We start from the raw sequence: 23,768 nt of genomic DNA on the forward strand, positions 1-23,768 counted from the left end.
TGACACTAAAGGACATAGATCTGGAAAACAGAATAATCGATATCAATCATCAAGTGCAGAGATTCCGCTCCGGCAAATACGACATCTGCCCCACCAAGACCAGTGCCGGTACCCGCAAGCTGCCGATGACGGAGGAAGTGTATCAGATGTTCAAGTCCCTGGTGGAAAACAGACCGACAGATCTGCCGGAGGTTATTGTTAAAGGTTATGCCGGGTTCCTTATCAGGGACAAGGACGGAATGCCTGAGGTAGCTCTGCACTGGGAGCACAGGTTCCAGCATGCAGTTAAGCGGTATAACGACATCTACAAAATTCAGATGCCGTCAATAACACCTCATGTATGCCGCCACACTTATTGCAGCAATCAGGCCAGAGCAAGAATGAATCCTAAAACTCTGCAGTACCTGATGGGACATTCTGAAATTTCAGTAACCATGGACGTCTATACTCATCTGGGACTTGATGATGCCAAGGATGAGATTATCAGACTTAAAGAGCTGGAGGACGCCAGAAAGGAAATCAATAACATTGAGCGTGATACCATGCGCAGCATGGAGAGTCAGTTCAAGTACATTTAAGGCATCAGCCACCAATCTTTTCAAGCTCATGACCATTACGGCATGGGCTTTCCCTTTCCGGATCATCTTCATCCAAATCTTATACAACCACCTCTCTGCAACGGTGGATTACATTCCACAAAACGGTCTTCGATGTTGATATTTAGGGCAAATGCCTTTAATATTTGACAGTAAGGTGTTAAGCATTTTTCTGATTCTCGGTACAAATCGGCAATAAATTAGAACTGCATAGATTTTGTTCGTTAGCAGAGATTTCAGGGAAGAGGTGTTTAAGGATTCATTATGAGCGAAGATAAGGTTGAACTATTAAGTACTCCGTATGGTGAGGTTGCATACGAATCATTCCGTGAACTTGGATTTGCCTTTGCAGATAAAAGCGCTGTTATTAAAGAACTGGAAAGAAAGAACATTCCTCGCTATCCGGTTCTGTTGCGTCCGAGAAGATTCGGTAAAAGCACCTTTGTTCAGATGCTGAAATCCTTCTACGACATCTCATACAAAGACAGATATGAGGAAATCTTTAACGGAAAGAGTATCTATACGAAAAAACTTCCCAGTCATAATACCTACCATGTTATCAATTTTGACTTTTCCATGGTTAACACCCAAAGCAATACCGCCATGCTGAACAGCTTTTTTTCTGCTGTTGCAAACGGCATAGATGACTTCAAAAGAAGATATCCTGATTTTACTTTTGATTATAAGGAGCTTGATAAGTCAGACTCCGTCACACTGTTTAATAACTTTGCATCAGCTTATTCCGATTACGCAAAAGCAGTTTTAAGTCTTAACGCATCTGAGAACAATAATTATGGCAGACTCTATGTAATGATTGACGAATACGATAATTTTGCCAATCAGATCCTTTCACAGGATATTGAACTGTTTCATACCATCACCGGTGATAACGGATTCCTGAAAGCATTCTATGCCGCCATTAAGGCAGCTGCGGCAAATGCAAATTGTATTTCCAAAACCTTTATTACCGGAGTGTCATCCGTATCCCTTGATTCTCTTACTTCTGGTTTTAATATTGCCCGAAATGTTACATCTCGCGCCTGTTTTAACGAATATGCAGGCTTCACAGAAGAAGAATTAACAGAATTGATACCAAAGCTCGTTGACATCGAACAGATTGGAGTAAGTGTTGAGGAAATCATTGCCAGAATGAAACCAGTGTATGATGGCTATTGTTTCAGTCATCAGGCAGAACACACGGTGTTCAATTCATCCATGTGTCTGTACTATCTTGATGAAATGCGTCTGGCAGGTGAATTTCTCCCACCGGAGGATTATCTAGATCCCGCATCAGACCATGACGGTTCCAAACTTAAGCAACTTTTTGAAATTGCCGAACCCGGCCTTGCAGATGCAATTATCAATACCTATCTCAGTGATAGCAGATTTTTCATTAAGGATCTGGCGGAAAACATCAATCTTAATAAAGCTGCCAGATATGATCGTCTTCAGCTTCTGTCCATGCTCTACTACCTGGGGTATCTCACCATTGATAAAGCACTCTCACGAATAGGCAGACTGGCTCTTAAGATTCCGAATCTTTTCATGTCAAAGCTCTTTGCGCAGTGCACTGCAGACCTGCGATTAAAACCGAGCAAAGTGTTTTCTGATTCCGTACTTGATATAACGGCACTGCAGAATGTTCAGGATGACATCAGTTCATTCGCATCATCATGCACTGAATTTCTGAGCAGAATTTTCACCAATCAGGTACTGACTCACATGAGTGAAATGGCTCTTAATCTGACACTCTTCACCAAGCTGGATTCCATGGACGCGGTGTTTTCAGAAATGCAGAAATCACTTCGGGTCGTCGGAGACGGAGAGAAATTTGCTGATCTGGTGATTACCGTAAATGTAGGTCAGGAAAACGAATGCATTTATCTCATTGAGCTTAAATACGTCACCAAGACTGATGCCACGGAAGCCAAAATTCAAAATACCATAAAAGACGCAACGGCTCAGGTTCAAAGATACAAGTCTGCTATTGAGTTCAGGGACAGACAGATTAAGGCCTACGCCATGGTATTTGTTGGTTCTGAGTGTGTGCACTGCGGGTAATTATGCCAATAACATATCAACGATATGCTCAACGAGCAGATGAAGAGTTTAGAAAAGAGCATGAGTAAATGAAGCCTGAAATGGAAGCTATCAGAAAAATTGTGTTCATGCAGGCATACTGCAATGGTTAATCAGTCAGGCATCAATCATGAGGTTGTATCTATACAGGTTAATGAAATCAACAAACGGAGCAGAAAAGCCCGTTCTGCTTAATCATTATTGGGAATGACCTGATTAAGCTTCTTGAATGCCCTTATCAGGTGTTCAAGAAACTTTTCGACTATAGGTGTGAAAACCTGAAATTTTTGCCAGATTAAATATGTCGGGGTACTGAGTTCCGGATACAAAGGGATCCATACAAGCCCGTTTCCCGGACTGGTATCAACCAGACCTTTGTATGTCAGCATAACTGCAATATTTTCCCTGACAAACCTGGAGCCGTTATAGGCAAGATTAACCGTATCCGTAACTTTAAGTTCGTTTGCCCGATCACCGCACCAGCCTGAAATTTCCTCAGAGAGTCCCTGTGTTGAGATAATTATGTTATGAGGAAGCAGATCATCAATGGTTATTTTATCCATAGCTGCCAATAGATGATCCCGGCGAACCACCATCCCCCAGATGTCGTCAGCCGGGTAGCGGATGTAGTTGTATTTGTCGGTATCCGGTAAACCTGAAATAATCACAAAATCAAGAAGACCTCCGTCCATCTTCTCGGTCACCTGTTCAGTCATACCGCTGATGACATGACAGCGTAATCCCGGATATTTCCGGCGGAAGGCAAGCAGTTCCCGGGCGAAGATATCGATGTGGCAGGTTTCTGGAGCACCGATATGAACATCTCCGCCGATTATGTCTTCGATATCTCTGAATTCCTGTTTGGTTTTATCCACGAGAGAAACTATGTCTTCCGCTCTTTTACGGAGTAATAAGCCTTCCTCTGTGAGCTTCATTCCACCTCCAATCCTTTCAAAAAACGTACACCCGAATTCAGCTTCCAGCTCTTTCATCTGTTTGGAAAGGGCTGACTGGGTAATAAACAGCATTGCTGATGCCCTTGTCATGTTTCCTGTTTTGGCTACCATGAGAAAATTCTTAAGCAGTTTCAGATCCATTTCCTGGGATTCTCCGATCTAAATTTAATTTTGTGTTATTCCATAATGGAATAACATGTTATGAATTTTTACCATTTGTAATTATATGATGATTTTCTTATACTTAAGTCAAGTGATATCGGAATCTATAAATCAGATCTCAGATTCTTTATCAGAAAATTCAACAGATTGACATCGTTAAAAAAATTGGGAGGCAGTTATGAAACCACTCAAATTATTAGGTGCTTTAGTTGCAGCGGCAATGCTTACGGGAGTAACAGACATCATGGCATATGACATTCCTGTATCCGTTATATCGGATGCTTCACAGATGAAGAAATCCTCAGTGGAAAACCTGAAGGAAGATACCAGAGTTTTCAAAATCAATAAAAACATTCAGGTTATGAAGGTCGTTTTCACAAACCACTACGGCTTTGATGTCGCCGGACATCTGTATCTGCCAGAAAACTTTGACAGTTCAAAAAAATACAGTGCTGTAGTGATTTCCGGCCCGTTCGGTGCAGTCAAGGAACAAGCATCAGGTCTTTATGCCCAGGAACTGGCATCAAGAGGTTTTGTAACAGTAGCCTTTGATCAGTCTATGACCGGGGAATCCGGAGGGAACAGACGCGATATGGCCTCTCCTGATATTTTTACAGAGGATTACAGTGCAGCAGTAGATTTTATCAGTAATCTGAAGTTTGTTGATCCTGAAAAAATAGGTGTGGTAGGTCTGTGCGGTCTTTCTGGAATGGCTATCACTGCAGCTTCAAATGATATAAGAATCAAAGCTGTTGTGACATCAGCAATGTATGATATGTCAGAAAGCATCAGCGATCACTACAAAGGATATTACTACACCGATGAACAGCGTAATATTGTCAAGAAACATCTGGCTGCTATGCGTGATGCAGAGGCTAAGAAGGGCGGTTTGATAAGGGGAGCTCATGAAATAGCCGTAGATGCAGAAGGCAGAGTTCAGAATTATGAAACTATGTTTCCTAACAAGCTTCCTGATGATGCCAATCCAGTGATTAAAGATTTCTTCGGATACTACGTCGGAAGGGCCTACCATCCGCGGGCAATCAATTCCAACACATCTGCCTGGGACTCTACTGCTCCGTACGGATTCTTCAATTTCAGGCTTATGGATAATATAAAGGAGCTGACACCTCGTCCTCTCATGCTGGTTACCGGAGACAGGGCGCATTCCAGATATTTTTCAGAAGATGTGTATCAGAAGGCGTCAGAACCTAAAAAACTGATCGTGGTAAAGGGAGCAACTCATGTGGATCTGTATGATCAGATGGATAAAATACCCTTTGATGAAATTGATAACTTCTTCAGAACAAACTTAAAATAAAAGAGTAGAGAGTGGCGGTTTTTTTATACGATAATAGTTTGGAAAACCTGACGTAACATAGAAGCATATTATAGACAGGCTCATGATCTAATGGAGGCTCTCCTTACGGCATGGGCTTTTTTCATACCTGTACATAATTGTGTTATAAATATACGAGTAGCAGAGATAGTTGCGACAGTGTCGCCACTATCTACGTTGCCTGAAAACATAAAAGATAGTGGCCTCACTGAAGCCACTATCTCTTACAGCCCATGAAGATGCCGTCATGGCATTTTACACATAATTGCCTTCGAGCGTATTAAAAATATCCGGGTAGTCAGCCTCTGGATTTTGACTACGATTTGACTACTTTTCGTGTACACAAAAGGCAGTATTTTGGATATTTTCGTCATTTCTGTTAATATTGCGAAAGGCAGTTCTGCATAGGTTGAGGGCCGGCAAACCTTGCAGACATGGGCATTTCTCGGCAATTCTTAAAATCAATAATGAAACTTCGCATCTTATTCGTGTGCCATGGCAATGAATGCTTCATTTAACCGTCTGGTTGAGAAATATATGCCGAATACTGAGATTGTCTATGATCGTTATCATGGTTTTAGGTTCCGTCAGACCGGAAGAAGCCAGAAGGCATCAGGACAAAGCCCGAGAATTCAAAAAACAGGTTAAAACTGTTAAAGATAAAGAAGTCCTGAGAGAACTTAAACAGAATATTCGGGATGAAAGTCAGCGGTACACCAGACTGAAAAGAGCCCGCTGGTCCGTGTTAACCGACAGCCGGAATCTTAGTGAAGCAGGAGAAGAATTCTTAAATGAAATTCTTAATACGCACAATGATCTTGCCACCTGTTATACCATGAAAGAAGAAATGAACCGCCTCTTTGAATTACGAGACAAAGAAGAAGCCTGCTGCGTATGGATGAAATGGTTTATGGCAGCGAAGGAAATTGGAATACCGCAACTTCAGAAATTTGCAGAGTTGAAGGAGCGGCGTCTGAGAGGACTGGTAGCTCACGCTACTCATCCTGTCAGCACCGGAAAATCAGAGGGTATGAACAATAAAATTAAAGTGGCTGAAAGAATTGCATACGGCTACAGAGATGAGGACTATTTCTTTACTCTAATTCGATACCAGTCCTCTCTCGGATTCCCAACATTTATTCCGTTAAGAGCAAAAAAAAACGGCATGCCCTGAGGACAAGCCGGTTTCTTATGACACGTTTATAGGATTACCCCTTGAATACCACGAACTGGTCAAGAGTCATGCGTGAAGACTGAATCTTGTTGATTGGAGTATCAGCAATATAACCGATTGCCACGCCCACTGCGATATCGTATTCGTCGGAAATGTCGATATGCTTTCTGATTACGTCAGGATACTTGACGATGTTGTAGGCAGGAATTGAACCCAGGCCTCTGTTGGTGGCGGCAAGGAGGAGAGTCTGTTCAAAACCGCCGAGGTCAAGAACAGCCCACTTGTTGGCGGTTCTAGGCAGGCAGAGGAACAGCACTGCCGGAGCATCAAAGAAGCTGTTTTCCAGCTCATCCCAGCGGGCACCCACGTTAAGGGAATTGGCATAACCGTAGAAATTGCTCATGTTCTTCTGAGCCTGATCGGACCATGAGGTTCTGTGAGTGGTGTCGAAATCGGCATAGCCCTTTACGCCTTCACCGCTGAGCTTGATGAATTCGTTTCTGATGTTTTCCAGAGTATGACCGGTTGCCACAAAAACCTTCCATTCCTGAGCGTTTACCCAGGAAGGAGCACGACCGGCTTCCATGATGATGTCGGCAATCACTTCCTTGCCGATGGTATCCTTCTTGAATTCCCTGATTGATCTTCTTTTGGCAACAACTTCTTTAAAATCCATGGTCCTATCCATCCTTATCATTGTTTTCAGACTAAAATGATATTACCACAATTTGCTTAAAATTCTGATATCAGCCGTCCACAATAGTGACAGAGCCCAAAATCCTGCGAAGACATCGTGTTGTCCGGGCGGATTTCGGGCTCATGGAGACATCGGGTATCAATCAGAAACCGCGACGTTTCTTAACGATGTCGTAGGCCTCATTGATTTCCTTGGTCTTCTGTTCGTATACGGAACGCATGTTCTCAGGAAGACCTTTGGCCTTAATCAGATCCGGATGATACTTTCTAATAAGTCTCTTGTACTTTCTGGTGATTTCCTCAGCCGGAGTTGATTCGGTAATGTCAAGGAGAGCCATCGCTTCGGCATAATCCCCGCCTGTTCCGGAACCGCCGTAACCTGATTTGCCGCCATAGGACGAACCGGAACCGGAACCATAGCCGGAACCTCGTCCAGAGGAACTGTAGCCGCCGGAAGAACCGTAGCTGCTTCCGGAATAGCCGTAGCCGCCGGAATGGTCTGAACCGCTGAAATCATGAGGAGACATTTCACGTATCATGGCATCGATGTCATAGGTAGTGAACCCCAGAGCCCTACCTACGGTATAGATACGTTCCTTTTCCTTTCGGTTAATCACTCCGTCAGCCATGGAGATGTATACCAGAAGGGAAAGAACCGTAAGAAGATTTCTGGTATTGCCGCGATACACCTTTTTCAGCATCTCGACGTCATCATAAGGCACGTAGGTCTCGCTTTTACCCTGATTGAATGCATGAATACAGTATTCTCTGTGAGACGGTGCCAGCTGCTGAATTATCTGTTCGGCATAATTGATTTCGTTTCTGGTGATTACGTCATTACCTCTGGCGACATAGCCGACAAGCCTCATTATCGCCTGCGTAACGGTCAGATCGTTGGCGTTCATGCCCTCATAGCTGTCGCCATAGCCGTACCCCCGTGATGAACCTTCATCAGTGTTACTGTCGGAACCGAAGATTTTTGAAATAATCCAGAATCCGCCCCAAATCAGCAGGATCCACCAGAAATACTTAATAAAGATTATGATAAGGATAATGGTCAGACACCCCATGAAACCGGAGCAGCCTGAATTGTCTTCTCTACTCATATCTGCCTATACCTTTAAACATTCAAACAGCAGGAATCGGGAATAAACCTGCATAATCTCATCTGAAACCTCAATACGAACAGTCCGAAATGACATTCTGCGGTAATCGCGGTTCATTTCCCACCCCGACCGGAACAATATATTATCATGTTCAGGGGGCTACTATACTTTATATAGTGAGGCAAAAAATCCTGTTTGTTCACGAATTAAGCATATCGGAAAGCGGATACCGTCCCTGCTCATATTCCGTTTTCTGAAGAAAAGCATCAGAAACCGCGACGTTTTTTTACAATATCGTACGCCTGATTGATTTCCTTGGTCTTTTCCTCATATACCGAAACCATATCCTCCGGAAGCCCCTTGGCCTTAATCAGATCCGGGTGATATTTTTTAATGAGTCTTCTGTAGGCGCGCGACACCTCTCCCGCCGTTGAGTTTTCAGTCACGCCGAGAAGGCGGAGCGCATCCTCATAATTTCCTTCGCTTTCGGCAGACTTTCTTTTTCTGCCGCCGAATTCGTCACGCTGATTTCTGCCAGTGTAGGTATAGGAATAATCATGGAAACTGTGACTGTAAAACTCCCTGCTTTTTTCCTCGTCAGGTTTTCTGGAAGCCTCTTCGAAGGTATACGATTTCATTTCCCTGATGAGAGCATCAACTTCCTCCACGGTTACGAAAAGAGCATTGGCAATCTCCTTTACTCTTTTCTCCTCTTCAGGAATTATCTTATTGTCGGCAAGAGCCATGAACACCATGAAGGAGACAACCTTGACGTAGGCATCATGGTCTCCGGAATATGCCCTGAGTATTATGTCTATGTCAACATGCGGATCATAACCGTAGCTGCAACCCGTACCGTATGCATATTTAAGTATGGTGTTGTAACGGGGATCAAGGCGGTTTATGACGTTGTCCGCACTGGCGTTCTCTCTGGGAGTAACCGCCGGATTTCCCCTGGCGATGTAGCCGAGAATGCGCATGATGGCGGACTTGGTATCAATGTCCCTTGAAGTTTCGGACGACTTTCTCCGATCTGAACCGGAACGGCCGTATCCCTTTTTGATTTTATCCTCTTCTTTTTCTTCTCTGTCTGTTGAATGCGAGCTGAAATAAACCTTATAAAATAACACGGCGACAACTATCACAAAAATAATCGGCATGTATAATTTGCTGATAAAATCAAGAATCCAAACAAAAAGAACCATAAGTTATGTCAAATACGGGGAATAAAAAACGCTGTTTCGAATAATTTCAGTAATATATCACCATCAGTAATAATTTCATTTCTTTTATGTCAGATATGTCTGATTTCGAGAAGATGTTCAATTTTGTACCGGAGCTTTCCTGAATGAATCAGCAGCGGAAGAGGCTCGCCTTCACCTGTCAGGGCAACAGCTGCCGCAACGATTTTTTATGCGTGATTTTTATTGCTCCGGAAATCATAAAAGCAGTTGAAAAAAAGAATTATAAGGACATCGCATTAATACTTCTTGTAAGGGGAGGATTATCCGCTTTATCGTCAAACCGGCTGAAGTATGGCGGTCATTGTCATGATTGCGGTATTCATCCTGCTTCTGATAATTATTCCCCACTGCATATCAGGTCTGACGATATTCAGCAGATGGATGAAAAAGCATCCTTAATACAGTGGTAAAGAGAACAAGATCAGACGTTCCTGTCTTAACGGTTATGCGTTTGAATGCGCCTGTTTCAGTCTGGTAATAGGTTCTGAATATATTCATGCCTGTGACGGCCGCATATACAGAGAGGCAGGAGAAGAAAAATCATTCCTCGCCACACCGGATCAGTTTCAGGTCATGATCATAATGATGCGGTTCTATCCGGACATGCCTGCAGACAATCCTCACTATATCAGCATAGAAGCACCTCGCGGTTATATCTCCGCAGACTGGCATACCTCAGCTCCGGTTCCGGGACAGGCCGGATACAGACTGATTCAAGCGCTGTCCGTATCGAATCCGGAAAGAACTGCATGTTCCGGTTCCGGATCTGATTCACGATTAATCATGTTTCGGCAGTACGGCATGAATGTTTAAATCAGATATTCCGATCTATAATAGACATGTAGGTCGAAGTTGAAATATGGTTTAATCCGGAGATCAGCATGAAGAACTCATTCAGAAATTTTTCAGAGAAAACGGTCTGCATTGCTCTGTCACTGACGGCCATGACTCTTACCACGGACGTTTATGCGGGATTCAGCGAAGGAAATCAGAAAGCCGGTCTGGCAGCCGTGTACACGGTAAAAGACAGTTTCGCATATCCGGAAGCCTTCTACGGCAAACAGTTTCTTGACGATAACGGCAGAATAAAAGCCATGTTATATCTCGCCGACTATCCGAAGAATCTCACGAATCACCATAAGATAGCCGCCACGCTGGTGCCGAAGGTATTCGGATGCACCGGCATTGAGGTTGCTCCTCCGCCTCAGGACGATGATTTCATCGATGATCACGCATCTTTTAAAAACTGCAGAATATCCGATGACCTTAGCTATAACGGCGACATATACGTTTCCGGAGGTTTTTATCAGATTATAGTTCATACTCCTGATTTTCCGGAAAACTTCATATCCGAAATAATGGAATACGACGAAAGCTTTCAGCTGAGTCTTGCGGCTCAGGACTATCCGTCGGCTGAAGCTCCGTCAGCAAACCCTGATTCTCTTTCCGTTCCTCAAGGATACGTGATTCTCCCGACTTTCAGATATCCGGATTTTCATGAAATGCCTGATATTGCCAGAACGTTTATCAATCCTGAAACCCGACAGCTGTTCAGCTATGTCATCCTCAGAAAAAGCAGTCCGGGAGACAGGGTTCCTGCCGAGGAAATACAGGATTTCTGTCAGAACACCATACCACTCGAAAAAGCGGGGAATTCAGCCGGACTGTATACATTCAGAGACTGCACGTCACCGCAGTACAGTGTTCCCGTTATTACAGACGGTTCGATTTTACAGCAGCCTGACGGAAGCCTGATATTTGAAATTCACAGCAGAAATATTACTGATGCGGAGCTTGAAACCTTTATGAAAAATCTAAAGTAGATTCCTGCGCCGCATAAATTCCGGTGCGCAGTCAGATACAAGACACGTCTCCATCAATCGCACCGTTGCGGTATTCCTGACACGATCCGACAGCCTGCATGTGCCGGATCAGACACCATCCACAGCCGGCGTATGGTGTGTTTCATTGTCTCTATCCTGCAGTTATGTGAAAAAGCCGGTTTATGAAGGTTATTTAACTTTGAATTCAACTTCACTGAGTCTATTTGAGTCTTCTTGAGACACATCAAAAATACCCGCTGAACAAAGACCTTTTTCAAGACAACCTGACTTTGAGGAAACAGGACAATCCAATCGACCTGACTCATGATCAGATGAACAGTCATATATCCTTTCTGTGACGGAAATGGAAGAACCGGACGAATTGTTAATATTTTGTACCTCATTCAACAAGGGCTGTCAGATACACCTATACCGTATCTGTCCAGATACATCAATCAGAACAGGAGCGAGTACTGTAAGTGCATGCAAAATGTAAGAGAACCCCAAAGCAGTTCATCAACTTTCTTAAATGAAAGTTTATCCAAAGGCTCACAGCCTCATCCGACCGTCTTAAGATAATTGCTGATTGTCATGCCAAATGAATCAGCCTTCCTCCTGATGACAGCTTTATCTTCATGACTCAGGTAAACCTTCACATGAGTTCCTGCAGTCTCAGGTTCTTTCTGGCGTTATTTCTTCTCTTCCATGGTTCATTTTCTGGCGTGTAATTCCGAATTCGGAGTCAGATGCCGGTGCACCGTTACAGTTGTTTTTATAACTGTTCTAACCTGTAGTAACAGATATTTATTTCTAATCCGTCCACAAAAGTATTAAAATCTCCTCAGTATCGTAATATCGAAAAAAATGGAACCAGACAATGATCAAATATCCATGCCCCCTGGAAAATGTCTCAATGCTTTTCTATGAAAACACTGCCTTCACTGACGGTACTGCAAACATTACCTACAGAGAACTTGAAAAGATGGTGTCATCATGGGAACGACCGTTCAGAAATTTCAGAAAAAATCCGGAGATAACGGCGGACATACTTAACGGCTCCGACATTACGCACGGAATGGATCCGGCAACCATTGGCTTTTTCGACAAAGACTTTCCCAAAGTAATGGTTAAGACAGAACCGTCCTGCGAATACATATCTTCGCTCTTCGCATTTATACGTGCAGGCATAACCTACATTCCCTATTCCGCCAGAGAAACGGCGGGACGCATCAGAAAAACAGCCGGCAAGATACAGGCTCTGGTCATAACCGACATCAGAGACTTCTGCAGTTTTGTGTACCGTACTCTGAATACCGATACCGGTGACCGGGAATATGAGAACTGTAAAATTCACACAGTCGATCTCGATTTTCCCTGCAACATGATGCTGACCTCCGGATCAACCGCCCTGCCGAAGCTTGTGGTTCACTGCCTCAAAGCTCATATCGCAAGTGCCCTGGGCAGTCAGATTATGCTTAAACTCCGGCCGAAGGATCGCTACCTGCTGTCTCTTCCCCTTAATCACGTCGGGGGGCAGGCGGTTATATTCAAAACACTCATGGCAGGAGCCACCATGGTAGCTCCGCGCCGAGATAAAAAACTCACGGAACAGATTCTTGATGACGGCATAACAGTCCTTTCACTTGTTCCCACCCAGCTTGTACGCATCATAAACGCGGATCCGGAAATCCTGAAAAAAAGCAGGGTAAGAGCAATCCTCCTCGGAGGAGCTCCAATTGAACCTTCTCTTGTAGACAGGGTTCATCAGCTTTATCCTGATATAGCGCTTTACGGAAGCTACGGTTCCACTGAAATGGCCTCTCAGATCTGCACCTGTGAACTGAAAAAAAATACCCCTGTTACCGCAGGTTTTGCCCTGCCGGACAGGGAAATCATAATCGGAAAGGATAATGAAATTCTGGTGCGGGGTGAAACACTGTGCCTCGGATACTTTAAAAACGGCGTCATCAACCCCGTTACGGACAAAGACGGATATTTTCATACGGGAGACATCGGGGAATTTCTCAGTGAGGGGCTTGTCATAAGAGGCAGAAAGGACAACATGTTTATCTCCGGAGGAGAGAACATTCACCCCGAACAGATTGAAGCAGAACTGCTTAAAGACAGTCGCATTGAAAAAGCCGTGGTGGTCCCGGTGCCGCATGATGAATGGGGAAAAATGGCTGTTGTCCTGGTGAAAACCGCGGATGATTTCAGGGGAACGCTTCAGGATCTGAAACAGCACGCACTTTCGGTAATGTCACATGTTTATGTTCCGAAAATATGGCTGGACATGCCTGAAATTGAAAACACCGGACTTAAGCTAAACCGCAGAAAATACATTGAATATGCCGAAGAATTTTTATCCGGTGGATTTAAGAATGATTAAAGGAAATGATTTGAACTAGTTCTTTCCGTCAGGTTCATCCGTCGTTTCCATGGCTTCAATCCAGTCCTGAAAATCGCACCAGTCATCGAATTCAGTGCGGTTCTCATCTCCTTCGGGACGAGGTTTCAAAATATGTTCATTGAACCATGAGGGAATGTAATGTTTTGCTGCTACAGCCTCTCTGATTTTTTCAAAATTTCCGGATGCAATGAATTCCCTGCATGATTCCGGCAGCATTTCCGATACGGGGGGCTGAATCCTGCGGGTCATTATTTCCATAAAATCAGGACTGATACGGTTTTCCATTGATGAAATTCTGAATCTCGGAGGTACCGCATGTTTTGCCGTGCCGCCGAATTCCTCAGGATACTCAAAAGGCTTATCCGTCATGCCGAAGCTTCCGTAGAGACCTACTGCCGGAAGATTGCCCGTAAAGACTTCCAGTCGAAGCCCCACAAGATAAAACCTCTGCATCTGTGACAGAATAGAGGCAGTCATCAGTGCTGAACCGATTTTTCTGCCGGTCATTTCCGGTTCGACATAAAGGGAACGTATGTAAAGCCAGCCGTCCAGAACACTGGTGAAAGCCACGCCGCGCACGATGTCAGGCTTACCGGGCAGCGGATTGTCCTCAACTGCCACCAGAATCAGGGAGCCGTAGTTTCTGTCGCAGAATTCGGTATACACCATTCTTTCACTCCACATGGAAATAATCTGAGGCAGCTCCATGGCATAGATTGAAAGTTCCAGACCGGTGTAATTAACATACTCCTTCTGACGCATGGACCGGAACTGCATTTTGGCAATTCCGGAGATTTCTGAAGAAAGAGGAGTTCTAATCCTTATTTCTGACATAGAGGCACACGACCGTAATCAGTTCTTACACGTCTGTATTCAGGCATTGCCTTTTCAACCAGTTCGCTGAGCTGATTAAGGTAGTCGGATGAATGAGGATGTGTTTCAATGTACTTCCCGGCATTAAGATCCGGATCAATGTTCATGTTCTGCCAGACTATAAGTGCGGCTGAAGGATTGAAACCGGCATTGGCCATGGTATTGATGGCTATAATGTCAGCCATCATTTCCTGTTCCAGACTGTATGGAGTAATAAGGCCTTCTCTGCCAGGGAGACCTACGGCTCTGGTGAACACGTCATAACCGCCTTCGGATCTCAGGTACCTCTTGAATGAATAATCCTTCTCCTTTGATTTTTCAGCGAGATACGGAGAAATTCTCTCATTGTCATGTTCAAGCAGGGTATGGGCAAAGGCATGGGCAATGATGTACGCTTCCTGGTCCTGATTCTGCAGCTTGCCGACGACACAGTTGCTGATAAGCAGATGACCGTGAGAAAGTACGGCCGTATTCATGCTGCAGTCGCGGGTTATGTCCACGGCCCATTCGGTTCTCATACCCGCATATGCACCTTCCACCGAACGGGTCAGGGCTCTCATAATGCACTGAGACGTACGAAGTTCCCTGACGGCACTCTTGGTAATATTGTGATTGTCACTGAATTCCTTGTAATAAACCTCACTCATGCGATCCATTTCAGTAATGGTAAAGGCTCTGTCACTGTTCTTCTGACCGCTGATGCTGCAGCCTGCGGCAATGATGGCGGCGATGCAGCAGGTTAAAAATTTTCTGTACTTCATTTCACTAGTCTCTTGATTATTCCGTGTCCGGATGATCCGGCGACTGACCTATGATAAATCAAAACGGAAAAACCATACATACAATTAGTAAAAAATATTGAGCTGTGTACTTATATTATCGGCGTTTATGCGTGATTCTGTGCGATATTAAAACAAAAATATCCGTCATTATCGGCATCAGCAGATTCTTACGGAACAAAAAAAAAACCGGAAACACATGTTTCCGGTCTGATTCGGTATTGTCTCGGATTATCTAAACCGCTTCTGAATTTCCTCTCTCACGTAATCGTAGGAATACTGTTTGCCGTATATGTCGGTAAACTCCTCTCCCTCCGGTCTGGTCTTATACATGCGCAGGAACCACATGTACTGTTTTTCCCTGCCGGTGATGAGTTCCTCTATGCAGTGATTGAGGCGTCCGGCATCCGCCCTGTCGTCACCTGACGGATAGTTGTCGAAATACTTTCCGAAGACAACCTCATATGCATGCTTTTCTTCGTTGTAGCATGAAAACATCGGCACCACGATGGCATTTCCGAGTTTGGCGAGTCTGGATACGGTTACCAGTGTGGCCTTTCTGGATGCGAAGAAATCAACGAACTCCGCACCTTTGGATCCGAGATCCTCGTCCGGAAGGAAGAAGGAACTGTATCCGTCCTTTAAAGCCTTGATGATGGTTCTGATACCGGCGCTTCTCTCAAACACCTTACCGTCGTATTTAAGTCTGATTGAGTTCATGAACCAGTCATAGACCTCGTTTTTTGAAGTATGCATCATGGTGCACATCTTAAGGCTGTTGGCTGATAAGAACAGACCGCATCTGTCGATGGCCCATGCATGAGGCGCCATGAATACTATCGGTCTGCCGGTGGCAACCGCTTCATCAAAATACTCTCTGCCCGTGCATAGATAATGATCTCTCAGGTAATTTCCGCTTCTGTAGAAGCTTTCGCCGTAACCGAAAATCACCTTTATTCCCACTCTCAGAAAGTCGCGGTAGATTCTGAGTTTATCCTCCTCGGACATACGGGGATACGCCATGGTAAGATTTATAAGCACGTTCTTTTTCATGCGGTGATTGACACGCCACAGCAGAAAACAGAGAACGTCCGCCGCAAAATCCCTGATGCAGGCCGGAATGAAGGCAAGGAATCCCAGAAAAAGAATGCCAAGCCAGGAGCCCCAGTATTTAGGTTTCAGATAGCTTTTCTTAAACGATTTATCGTATTTCTTTTCACTAGTCATGCTGATAATGCTGTTTTTCAGTTTAATAACCATGTTGATGAAACCGGCAGTTCACTCAAACGCCTGCCGGAATTTATGAAATGTTCCTAAATCATACCACAAAAACACGCCTTATTCCCGGATGCGCGGATTTTTACTGAAAATTCAGGCCTGAATCAATGCAGACCGAAGATAAACGGACGTGCCTCACCTTCTGACGCGCACCGGACGGAAAACTGAAAGTAATGAACATCAACTGATTAATTTTGAATAACTTTCTACCCGACATCTGTTAAAATAATAAAGATTACACAGACACTCAGACAGCCGATCCTTCGTATGAGTGACATGCACTTATCAGGCATCAGAGAAGCCTCGGGGATTTTTTCCGACCGGTAATCCCGTGCTCAGTGACAATTGCGGAATCAGCCACTGCGCCCGGGGCTTCCCTCGGGGGATAATTCCGGAAACGGATCTCCTTCAGGCTGACATAACAAATATAAAACAATACGGAGTTCCAATGACAGAACCATTAAAACAGCAGCTGTTTACCGGAGAACGAGCCCTTTTCAAAGCCCGTGATCTCGACATAATCCATTCAACATTTGCCGACGGGGAATCTCCCCTCAAGGAATCCGCCAACATTACCCTGACTCATTCCTATTTCAAGTGGAAATATCCCATGTGGTACAGCAGAAATCTGAAACTCAGGGACTGCACTCTTTACGATATGGCGAGAGCCGGCATATGGTATACCAGCGACATTTCCATGACCGACTGTATCATTGAGGCTCCCAAAACCTTCAGAAGAACCACCGGCATCATTCTTGACAATGTATCCTTACCCAATGCGGAAGAAACACTGTGGCACTGCAGGGACATAAAAATGAAGAAGGTTCATGCAAAAGGAAACTACTTTGCCATGAACTGCGAGAACGTGGAAATTTCCGACTTTGAACTTATCGGCAACTACTCCTTTGACGGAGCCAGAAACGTGGTTATTGAAAATGCCCGCATGCTTTCGAAAGACTCCTTCTGGAATGCTGAAAACGTGGTTGTCCGCAATTCATTCATATCAGGCGAATATATCGGCTGGAATTCAAAGAACGTAAAATTCGTAAACTGCATCATCGAAAGTCTGCAGGGATTCTGCTACATGGAAAACGTGGTTCTTGAGGACTGTACTCTGATAAACACCAATCTGGCCTTTGAGTACTCCACCGTGGACGCCACCGTAAACAGCGTCATAGACAGCATCAAGAATCCAATTGCAGGAAAGATCACCGCCGAAGAAATCAGGGAAATCATCTTCGATGATCCTGAAAGATCAGACCGGTCAGACACTGAAATCAACATCATCCGACGGTAATCAGCCGTTCAGGCAGTACAAAGCCCCGTTTCCGGGGCTTTGCCGTTTATTTGTTTTATTCAGTCAGAACATTCAGTCCGCGTTCAGAAACGTCTGTCAGCCCAGAGGATCAACTCCGTATCTGTTTTCCTCAGGTGTTCCCTTAAAGCAGAAGCATACAAGAAGCATAAAGAGATAAACTGAACCTATCCACGGCAGGAATACCGGCACAATCCACAGTCCGTTCCTGTTCTTGTCATGGAGTCGCCTGATGGTAACGGCAGCCAGAGAGATTTTTGCCAGAAGCTCCAGTGCGGAACCTATCATCACGTCATCAGGAACACAGCCGGCAATCAGAGGCATAACCAGAAAAAACATGAAAAGAGCGTACCACCAGAATTCGGATCTGCAGGCTCTTCCTCTTATGGTAAACATCTTGTTTATACAGGTCTTGAAGGCATCCATAAAGGAGTAGCCGCGATCATGCGACGGACTTCTGATAAAACGGATATTGAATATTCCGAGTCCGGCATCCCTGTGAGATACAAAACCGTAGTCACCGTAATTATCATCGCGACCGGCGCCGGTATTCTGATTCAAGCTCATGATACTTTATCCTTCTTAATCAAACATTCTTAAATTCAAATCACGCAGGCGCCATGCGGATACCTGACGTCATGCGTTCCGCCGTGTTCCGGCGGAGGTTTAAGGTTCATTTCCGTCTTCAGCAGTGCTCTTTTCCGCTGAAGCATCTGGTTCATAGTTCCAGCCGCCGCCCAGAGCCCTGTAAAGGTCTATAAGAGCCCCGATGCGTCGGTATCTCGATTCGGAAAGTTTCGCTTCAAAGGAAAGCTTTCTGGTCTCGGCATTAACCATGGCATCAAAATCCGCCCTGCCGTATCTGAAGAGTTTGTCAGCCTCCTTCCTGAGCTTTACCGCTTCACTGAGGCCTTTTTCAAGAGCTGCAATTCTGGCAGTCTCCGCGGTAATTCCCGCATATCCGTCATCGACCTCCTTGAGTGCCTTGAGGATCATGGTATCGTACTCTGCAAGAGTCACCTTCATTTCCGAGTTTCTGGCTTCTATGTTCTCCCTTATGCGTCCGTTGGTGAACACCGGAACCGAAACGGTTCCTGACAGAAAGCTTCCCCATCCTCTGGCGTCCGGACCTGCATGAAGTTCAATTCTGCCCGTCTGTCCCAGGAAGGAAATGTTAAACCTCGGATACAGATCAGCCTTGGCTGAAGCCACCATGGCGGCTCTGGCATTGATTTCGTTTCTCTTGGACAGAATGTCCGGACGGCGGAGCAGCAGATCACCCGGCACAAAACCTGCCGGTGGCTCCGGAATGCCGTCCGGAAGCCCTGACGGCAGATTATCAATGGAAAAATTCTGCGGAGGCACACCTGTAAGCACGGCTATCGCTCTGACGGAGGCTTCAGCCCCGGAGTCAATGATGCCGAGTTCGGATTCCGCTTCGGTGATACGGTTTCCGATATCCGTGATGTCATAGGCCGTAGCCTGACCGGCCCTGAATCTGCCCTCGGCATACCGCCTGAGATCCTTAAGATTGGCGATGTTTTCCAGAAGTATTCCTCTGCGCTCCTGAAGATACAGTACCTCAAAATACTTTCTGGCAAGAAGTGCCGTTACCGATGTCTGTACGGCATTAATACTGTCTGATGCAGCCAGAGCCCTGTACCCCGCGGCATCGGCCCGGCTCTGCTTCTCTCCGAAGAAATCAGGTTCCCAGCTTCCCTGAAGTCCCGTAAAAAGCGCAGACTGACTGTCGGTTGAATCAATTCTGCCGCCGGAGGTATCAACACTGCCGCGGCCGCCGAGAATTCCTCCGCCGAGACTGAGCTTTGGTCCGAGATCTGCTCTGCTGAGTCCCTCCTCATGCAGAGCGGTTTCATATCTTAAGCGTGCGGTTCTGAGATCCCCGTTGGCTTCAATCGCTGCGGCAATCAGCCTGCTGAGACAGTCGTCATTAAAGAGCCGCCACCATTCATTTAGCGCCTTTTCGTTCTTTTCCCCGGAGATAAAACCGGTATAGTTTTCCGGCAGTACGATATCCGATTCATAATCGACGGTAAGGGACGCACAGCCGCCTACACAGGATAAAAGAGCCAGCAGGACGGAGGCCGATACGGCGGACATCAGGCCTTTATTAGGGAGTTTTTCAGAATGAACGGTAAATGATTTTTTCATAATACGCAATCTCCGTCCTTTACTGTCTGGACAGCATGGACTTGAATTTTATCAGGGCTATCGTCAGGAAGAAAAGTCCCTGTCCCAGCATTATAAGAAGCTTTCGGTACACGTCACCGAGCCCCGATCCGCGATGAACCACGTCCTGAGTAAACGATACGAACTGGGTGGTCGGTGATATCTGAATGATCTTCTGCATGGTTTCAGGCATGCACTCCACGGGACTTGTGGCTCCGGCAAGAAGATATACCAGCATGTATACCGGAATGCACAGCAGGCCGAACTGAGGCATGGAGGGAGCAAGGACTGCCAGCAGAATTCCCAGAGATGCAAAGCTCAGCACATATATGAGCATTCCGGCGGTAAGAAGATAAAGACTCCCCATAACAGGCACGCCGAGAATCGAATGCACGATAATCCATAATGACAGCAGAGCAAGAAACACTATAACAGATCCGTTGGCGCATACCTTGGATATGGCGATTTCAGATGCGGATACCGGCATAACCAGCAGATGTTCAATGGTTCCCCTTTCCTTTTCTCGAATAACCGCGGCTCCTGAAAGCATCAGGGTAAGCAGAGTGAGATTGCCTATAATCTGAACCACGCCCATCTGCCATATGGCTGACGCATTCGGATTGAACAGTACGTTCACTCTGGGTTCCGCCGCAATCTGAGGAGATATCTGAGGCGTATTGTATTCCACGGCTGACTTGCGGAGTTCATCGGAAAGAATGGAACTCAGGTATCCGGTACCGGTACCTGCCAGAGTCATGGCAGTGGCATCAACCAGAATCTGAATTTTAGGATACTTCTCACTGAGATAGTCCTTTTCATATTCCGGAGGAATATCAATGGTAAAGTAATAGTCTCCCAGATCCATGTGACGCTGTACCGTTTCGTCTCCGATGGCTTCGGGATATTTGAAATGAGGCGGACGAATGGACTGTCTGAGTCTCAGGGACAGAGCGGACTCGTCATGATCCACTACGGCAACGGGAGCATTGCGCACATCCTGGCTTGCACCTTTGGCGGCCACGGCTACCGCAACCGTAAAGAAATAAACCATGAGTGCAACCAGAATCAGGTCGCTCAAGAGACTTTTAACTTCTTTAAGGCTCAGTATAAAAATATTGGAAAGCCATCTGTACATTCAAAGCTTCTCCTCGCGCTTCCCGGAATCCGTCATGGTACGGGGCATAATTCCATTGTATCAGTACCCCTGAATTAGACTGTGAGTTATCCTGAAAATTCATTTTTATTGCTGAATATATCAGAAAGCGCATACCGGCGCGTGCAGATGATTTCTCACCTTTCTGGATACCTAATCCGATTCTGCAAATAATTTAAGCCCGGCGACTCCCGCGATAATTAAAACCGGGGACACGACCTGCATAACCGAAAGCCTCTCGTTAAAAAACATGACTCCGAAAAAAGCTGTACCGGTTATGCCGAACCCCACCCGCATGGCACAGGCGGAACCTAAAGGCAGTTCCTTCAGGGCGAAAGCCGGAAAAACAGCACTCAGAATACAGGCAGCCGCCGTAATTACGGACGGAACAGGCTGACTGAAGCCCTGCGGATATTTCATGGTGACGGCCCGGACAATTTCAAAAACTCCGGCACCAGAAAGCATTAACCATTTCATGGATTTGTAACCTGTACGGTAATCATAAAAACATATCATCATTATTCGTAATACGGTTATCGTAAAATGCATCCTTAACAATCTCAACACCGTAGTACCGACAATGTTAAAAAAATCTTTTTTTAGCCTTATTATCCGCTGTAATGATTTTTACCGCAGCCGGTGCACCGGCATTACCGGCTGGATATAAGGAAATTCCATTAGGTGAACCTTCATCACCTGTAAAAATACCTGCCAATGAAAAAGGCGAACAGATTCCGGTTACCGTGTATCCCGACGAAGGAAAAACTCCCGATAAGGATAAAATTGAAAAGATGAAAGAGCACGTAAAATATTACGGCTAAAGTACCGGGCCGCATTATTTTCATGAACAGGCGGAAAATCATCAGACCGGAATTCTGCCTGATTCCGGTTCTTCCCGTCAGTCGAATGCGTCAAGACTGTGTTCAGGCACGTAATCCTTTTCCGGAAGAAGTTCCATGTAGTCAAGATATATTCGTGAAAGGTCGTCCAGACCTCCGAACACGCTGCTTAAATAAGTGGTTTCTGAGCTTACGGACGAACGGACCTCCTGAATCTGCCGATTCAGAATCGGAGCATATCCGCTGTTTGAAGACCTGGCCAGAGCGGAAATCTGATTAAGATATTTTTCAAGAAGATTTCTGGTATAGAGCAGTGCCAGAATATTGGCGGTCTTTTCCACGAACATTACCGCGGCATTTTCATTTCTGGCGCAAAGATTTCGAATCATGGCACCTGTACCTTCAGGCAGGGTATTCAGAAACTCAGTCTCCTTCACCGTGAAGGAACCGCTGTTTCCACTGTAGCGTCTGACTATTCCGGGAGAACCGTCCGCTCCAAGAAACATGTCCCTTATCAGACCGCCGAATCCCCTTATTTTACGTGTTCTGTTATTCAGAACAATGCAGCCGTTGCCGTAATCGGCACAGCCGTACATGGGAACCGTACCGCCGGCTATCAGATCCTTCATGCTTATCCGCAGACCTGAAGCTATGCGTACCTCCCTGCCGTTTTCACTGACTATTACGGTTCCGGTAATACTCATTACCGCCTCGGCAAGCTCCCGGTCTCCGCTTAACGTCGGACTCTGTTCAAACAGGTTCCACAAAAGATTGCCGGTAATCTCCGCCTCCTTTATCTTTTCCGGAACGCTGTCTCTTAAACTATCAAGTATGGCATCGGTATCGGTACGGGTACTCATCTCGTACAGATCCCCTATTCCTTCGTACTGACCTATCAGGGATATATCATTGAGCCCCTTGCGGTTGAACGCACTGAGACTGTCATTGACAATTCCCTGCGCCAGCTGACAGCTGTTCCCGAAATACTGATTCAGAGCCTGAACCTTTCTCTGAAGTGTTTCAATGTGCTGGGCGCACTTTTCACACATGCTGCTTAAGGCGATTTCAAAGGCATATCCTTCAGCATTGGCCGCAATTGCTCTTAAGAATCTGATGAACTCCTCCCGGTTTATATACGAAAAGGAACCGCCGTAAAGATCTATGCCCCTGCATCCTGCACTTATTCCGGGAGAAGAAACGGCAACAAGTCCGGGATTTTCAATACCGTTTCTTATATTAAGTGAACATCCGGATATGACGCCGCGGCGCTGAGTCTTATAGGAATCAGGTGCCGTGACCGTCATCATGCCGGAAAAATCGGAACTGATTTCATCGTCAAGATCAGCCCTGGCATCTGTTACGTAAAAAAGACAGAATACGGAGCCGGACAGAATGAGCGTACCGGAAAGTTTTCGAATGAAGTAAAACTTTCACAAACCTCAGGACTATAGAAACCTTCTTGTTCTAAGGTCGTTTCTTTTCAAATCATATCAAAAATTAATCTGTTTCCCTGGTTTTTGGAAATAATCTGCCTTTTTAACTCCTGTTTTACCGTAAAAGTTAGTGATTTTTTTTGCAAAATTATCATTATTTTATGTCTTTATTAGTCCGTTTATGATATAATACGGACTATATACAAGAGGTGTTTTTATGAAGGTTCCTGAAGAAATCAGAAAGGTCAAAAGACCGGTTAATACTATTGTTGAAGACTCTGGCAGAGATGGTCCTAAAAGGTATTCTGTACGTGAGCGGAGTG

23 protein-coding genes are annotated in these 23,768 nt (G+C 45.3%); 10 read left to right on the forward strand and 13 right to left on the reverse strand.

All coding sequences use genetic code 11. The annotated features are described in order from the left end of the window. The coding region (locus BMY80_RS09130) for a site-specific integrase (RefSeq protein WP_093143003.1) at positions 1 to 578 on the forward strand (578 nt) is incomplete at its 5' end. Between the two features lie 282 nt (positions 579 to 860). After that, positions 861 to 2,657, forward strand: coding sequence for an AAA family ATPase (locus BMY80_RS09135; RefSeq protein WP_093143005.1), 1,797 nt, complete (start codon positions 861 to 863; stop codon positions 2,655 to 2,657). 209 nt (positions 2,658 to 2,866) lie between these two features. Here BMY80_RS09135 and BMY80_RS09140 read toward each other — a convergent pair whose 3' ends face one another. Continuing rightward, positions 2,867 to 3,772, reverse strand: coding sequence for a LysR family transcriptional regulator (locus BMY80_RS09140; protein ID WP_093143008.1), 906 nt, complete (start codon positions 3,770 to 3,772; stop codon positions 2,867 to 2,869). Positions 3,773 to 3,971: 199 nt separating this feature from the next. On the opposite strand from BMY80_RS09140, the gene BMY80_RS09145 reads away from it, so the two are divergent. Continuing rightward, on the forward strand, positions 3,972 to 5,114 hold the full coding sequence (locus BMY80_RS09145) for an alpha/beta hydrolase (protein ID WP_245730126.1): 1,143 nt from the start codon (positions 3,972 to 3,974) through the stop codon (positions 5,112 to 5,114). Between the two features lie 577 nt (positions 5,115 to 5,691). Beyond that, entirely contained in the window at positions 5,692 to 6,306 is a 615-nt protein-coding gene (locus BMY80_RS09150) for a transposase (protein ID WP_177178554.1), read from the forward strand. Positions 6,307 to 6,340: 34 nt separating this feature from the next. On the opposite strand, the gene BMY80_RS09155 is transcribed toward BMY80_RS09150, so the two are convergent. The 3 genes from BMY80_RS09155 to BMY80_RS09165 form a co-directional block, all read right to left on the reverse strand. Continuing rightward, positions 6,341 to 6,982: a nitroreductase gene (locus BMY80_RS09155; protein WP_177178555.1), complete on the reverse strand. Its 642-nt coding sequence runs from the start codon at positions 6,980 to 6,982 to the stop codon at positions 6,341 to 6,343. 163 nt (positions 6,983 to 7,145) lie between these two features. Further along, the gene (locus BMY80_RS12695) at positions 7,146 to 8,108 is read right to left on the reverse strand and encodes a DnaJ domain-containing protein (protein ID WP_093143015.1); all 963 of its coding nucleotides are present in this window, start codon (positions 8,106 to 8,108) and stop codon (positions 7,146 to 7,148) included. Between the two features lie 266 nt (positions 8,109 to 8,374). Further along, entirely contained in the window at positions 8,375 to 9,268 is an 894-nt protein-coding gene (locus BMY80_RS09165) for a DnaJ domain-containing protein (protein ID WP_177178556.1), read from the reverse strand. Positions 9,269 to 9,456: 188 nt separating this feature from the next. On the opposite strand from BMY80_RS09165, the gene BMY80_RS09170 reads away from it, so the two are divergent. The 3 genes from BMY80_RS09170 to BMY80_RS09180 all read left to right on the forward strand — a co-directional run bounded on the left by BMY80_RS09170 (position 9,457) and on the right by BMY80_RS09180 (position 11,175). Continuing rightward, entirely contained in the window at positions 9,457 to 9,762 is a 306-nt protein-coding gene (locus tag BMY80_RS09170; protein ID WP_093143020.1) for a hypothetical protein, read from the forward strand. A gap of 172 nt (positions 9,763 to 9,934) precedes the next feature. Continuing rightward, positions 9,935 to 10,165: a hypothetical protein gene (locus tag BMY80_RS09175; protein WP_143066499.1), complete on the forward strand. Its 231-nt coding sequence runs from the start codon at positions 9,935 to 9,937 to the stop codon at positions 10,163 to 10,165. A 68-nt stretch (positions 10,166 to 10,233) separates the two neighbouring features. Next, positions 10,234 to 11,175 carry a hypothetical protein gene (locus tag BMY80_RS09180; protein ID WP_093143026.1) on the forward strand — a complete coding sequence of 314 codons (942 nt, stop codon included), beginning with the start codon at positions 10,234 to 10,236 and terminating at the stop codon, positions 11,173 to 11,175. Positions 11,176 to 11,732: 557 nt separating this feature from the next. Here the strand turns inward: BMY80_RS09180 and BMY80_RS12835 are convergent. Continuing rightward, positions 11,733 to 11,831 carry a hypothetical protein gene (locus tag BMY80_RS12835; protein WP_425441301.1) on the reverse strand — a complete coding sequence of 33 codons (99 nt, stop codon included), beginning with the start codon at positions 11,829 to 11,831 and terminating at the stop codon, positions 11,733 to 11,735. A gap of 221 nt (positions 11,832 to 12,052) precedes the next feature. Here BMY80_RS12835 and BMY80_RS09195 point away from each other — a divergent pair, with 221 nt between their 5' ends. Beyond that, positions 12,053 to 13,564, forward strand: a complete 1,512-nt coding sequence (locus tag BMY80_RS09195; protein ID WP_093143032.1) for an AMP-binding protein — start codon at positions 12,053 to 12,055, stop codon at positions 13,562 to 13,564. Between the two features lie 15 nt (positions 13,565 to 13,579). Here the strand turns inward: BMY80_RS09195 and BMY80_RS09200 are convergent, their stop codons facing one another. The 3 genes from BMY80_RS09200 to BMY80_RS09210 all read right to left on the reverse strand — a co-directional run bounded on the left by BMY80_RS09200 (position 13,580) and on the right by BMY80_RS09210 (position 16,497). Then, positions 13,580 to 14,419, reverse strand: coding sequence for a GNAT family N-acetyltransferase (locus tag BMY80_RS09200; RefSeq protein ID WP_093143036.1), 840 nt, complete (start codon positions 14,417 to 14,419; stop codon positions 13,580 to 13,582). After that, a complete protein-coding gene (locus tag BMY80_RS09205; protein WP_093143039.1) occupies positions 14,407 to 15,219 on the reverse strand; it encodes a M48 family metalloprotease in 813 nt (270 codons plus the stop codon). Before BMY80_RS09205 ends, BMY80_RS09200 begins: the two co-directional genes overlap by 13 nt. A gap of 249 nt (positions 15,220 to 15,468) precedes the next feature. After that, positions 15,469 to 16,497: an LpxL/LpxP family acyltransferase gene (locus BMY80_RS09210; protein WP_245730128.1), complete on the reverse strand. Its 1,029-nt coding sequence runs from the start codon at positions 16,495 to 16,497 to the stop codon at positions 15,469 to 15,471. 466 nt (positions 16,498 to 16,963) lie between these two features. Between BMY80_RS09210 and BMY80_RS09215 the strand changes: the two genes are divergently transcribed. After that, a complete protein-coding gene (locus BMY80_RS09215; RefSeq protein ID WP_031580430.1) occupies positions 16,964 to 17,812 on the forward strand; it encodes a DUF3737 family protein in 849 nt (282 codons plus the stop codon). 96 nt (positions 17,813 to 17,908) lie between these two features. Here BMY80_RS09215 and BMY80_RS09220 read toward each other — a convergent pair whose 3' ends face one another. From BMY80_RS09220 to BMY80_RS09235, 4 genes are all read right to left on the reverse strand, one after another. After that, positions 17,909 to 18,397: a DUF805 domain-containing protein gene (locus BMY80_RS09220; protein WP_093143042.1), complete on the reverse strand. Its 489-nt coding sequence runs from the start codon at positions 18,395 to 18,397 to the stop codon at positions 17,909 to 17,911. A 99-nt stretch (positions 18,398 to 18,496) separates the two neighbouring features. Continuing rightward, positions 18,497 to 20,002: a TolC family protein gene (locus BMY80_RS09225; RefSeq protein ID WP_093143045.1), complete on the reverse strand. Its 1,506-nt coding sequence runs from the start codon at positions 20,000 to 20,002 to the stop codon at positions 18,497 to 18,499. 19 nt (positions 20,003 to 20,021) lie between these two features. Continuing rightward, on the reverse strand, positions 20,022 to 21,155 hold the full coding sequence (locus BMY80_RS09230) for an ABC transporter permease (protein WP_031580427.1): 1,134 nt from the start codon (positions 21,153 to 21,155) through the stop codon (positions 20,022 to 20,024). Positions 21,156 to 21,326: 171 nt separating this feature from the next. Beyond that, entirely contained in the window at positions 21,327 to 21,650 is a 324-nt protein-coding gene (locus tag BMY80_RS09235; protein WP_093143062.1) for a DMT family transporter, read from the reverse strand. Between the two features lie 143 nt (positions 21,651 to 21,793). Between BMY80_RS09235 and BMY80_RS09240 the strand changes: the two genes are divergently transcribed. Further along, the gene (locus BMY80_RS09240; protein WP_093143048.1) at positions 21,794 to 21,994 is read left to right on the forward strand and encodes a hypothetical protein; all 201 of its coding nucleotides are present in this window, start codon (positions 21,794 to 21,796) and stop codon (positions 21,992 to 21,994) included. Between the two features lie 77 nt (positions 21,995 to 22,071). Here BMY80_RS09240 and BMY80_RS09245 read toward each other — a convergent pair whose 3' ends face one another. Beyond that, positions 22,072 to 23,319, reverse strand: coding sequence for a conjugal transfer protein TraH (locus tag BMY80_RS09245; protein WP_177178557.1), 1,248 nt, complete (start codon positions 23,317 to 23,319; stop codon positions 22,072 to 22,074). Positions 23,320 to 23,768: the final 449 nt, after the last annotated feature.

This window comes from Ruminobacter amylophilus (assembly GCF_900115655.1).
GTDB lineage: Bacteria > Pseudomonadota > Gammaproteobacteria > Enterobacterales > Succinivibrionaceae > Ruminobacter > Ruminobacter amylophilus.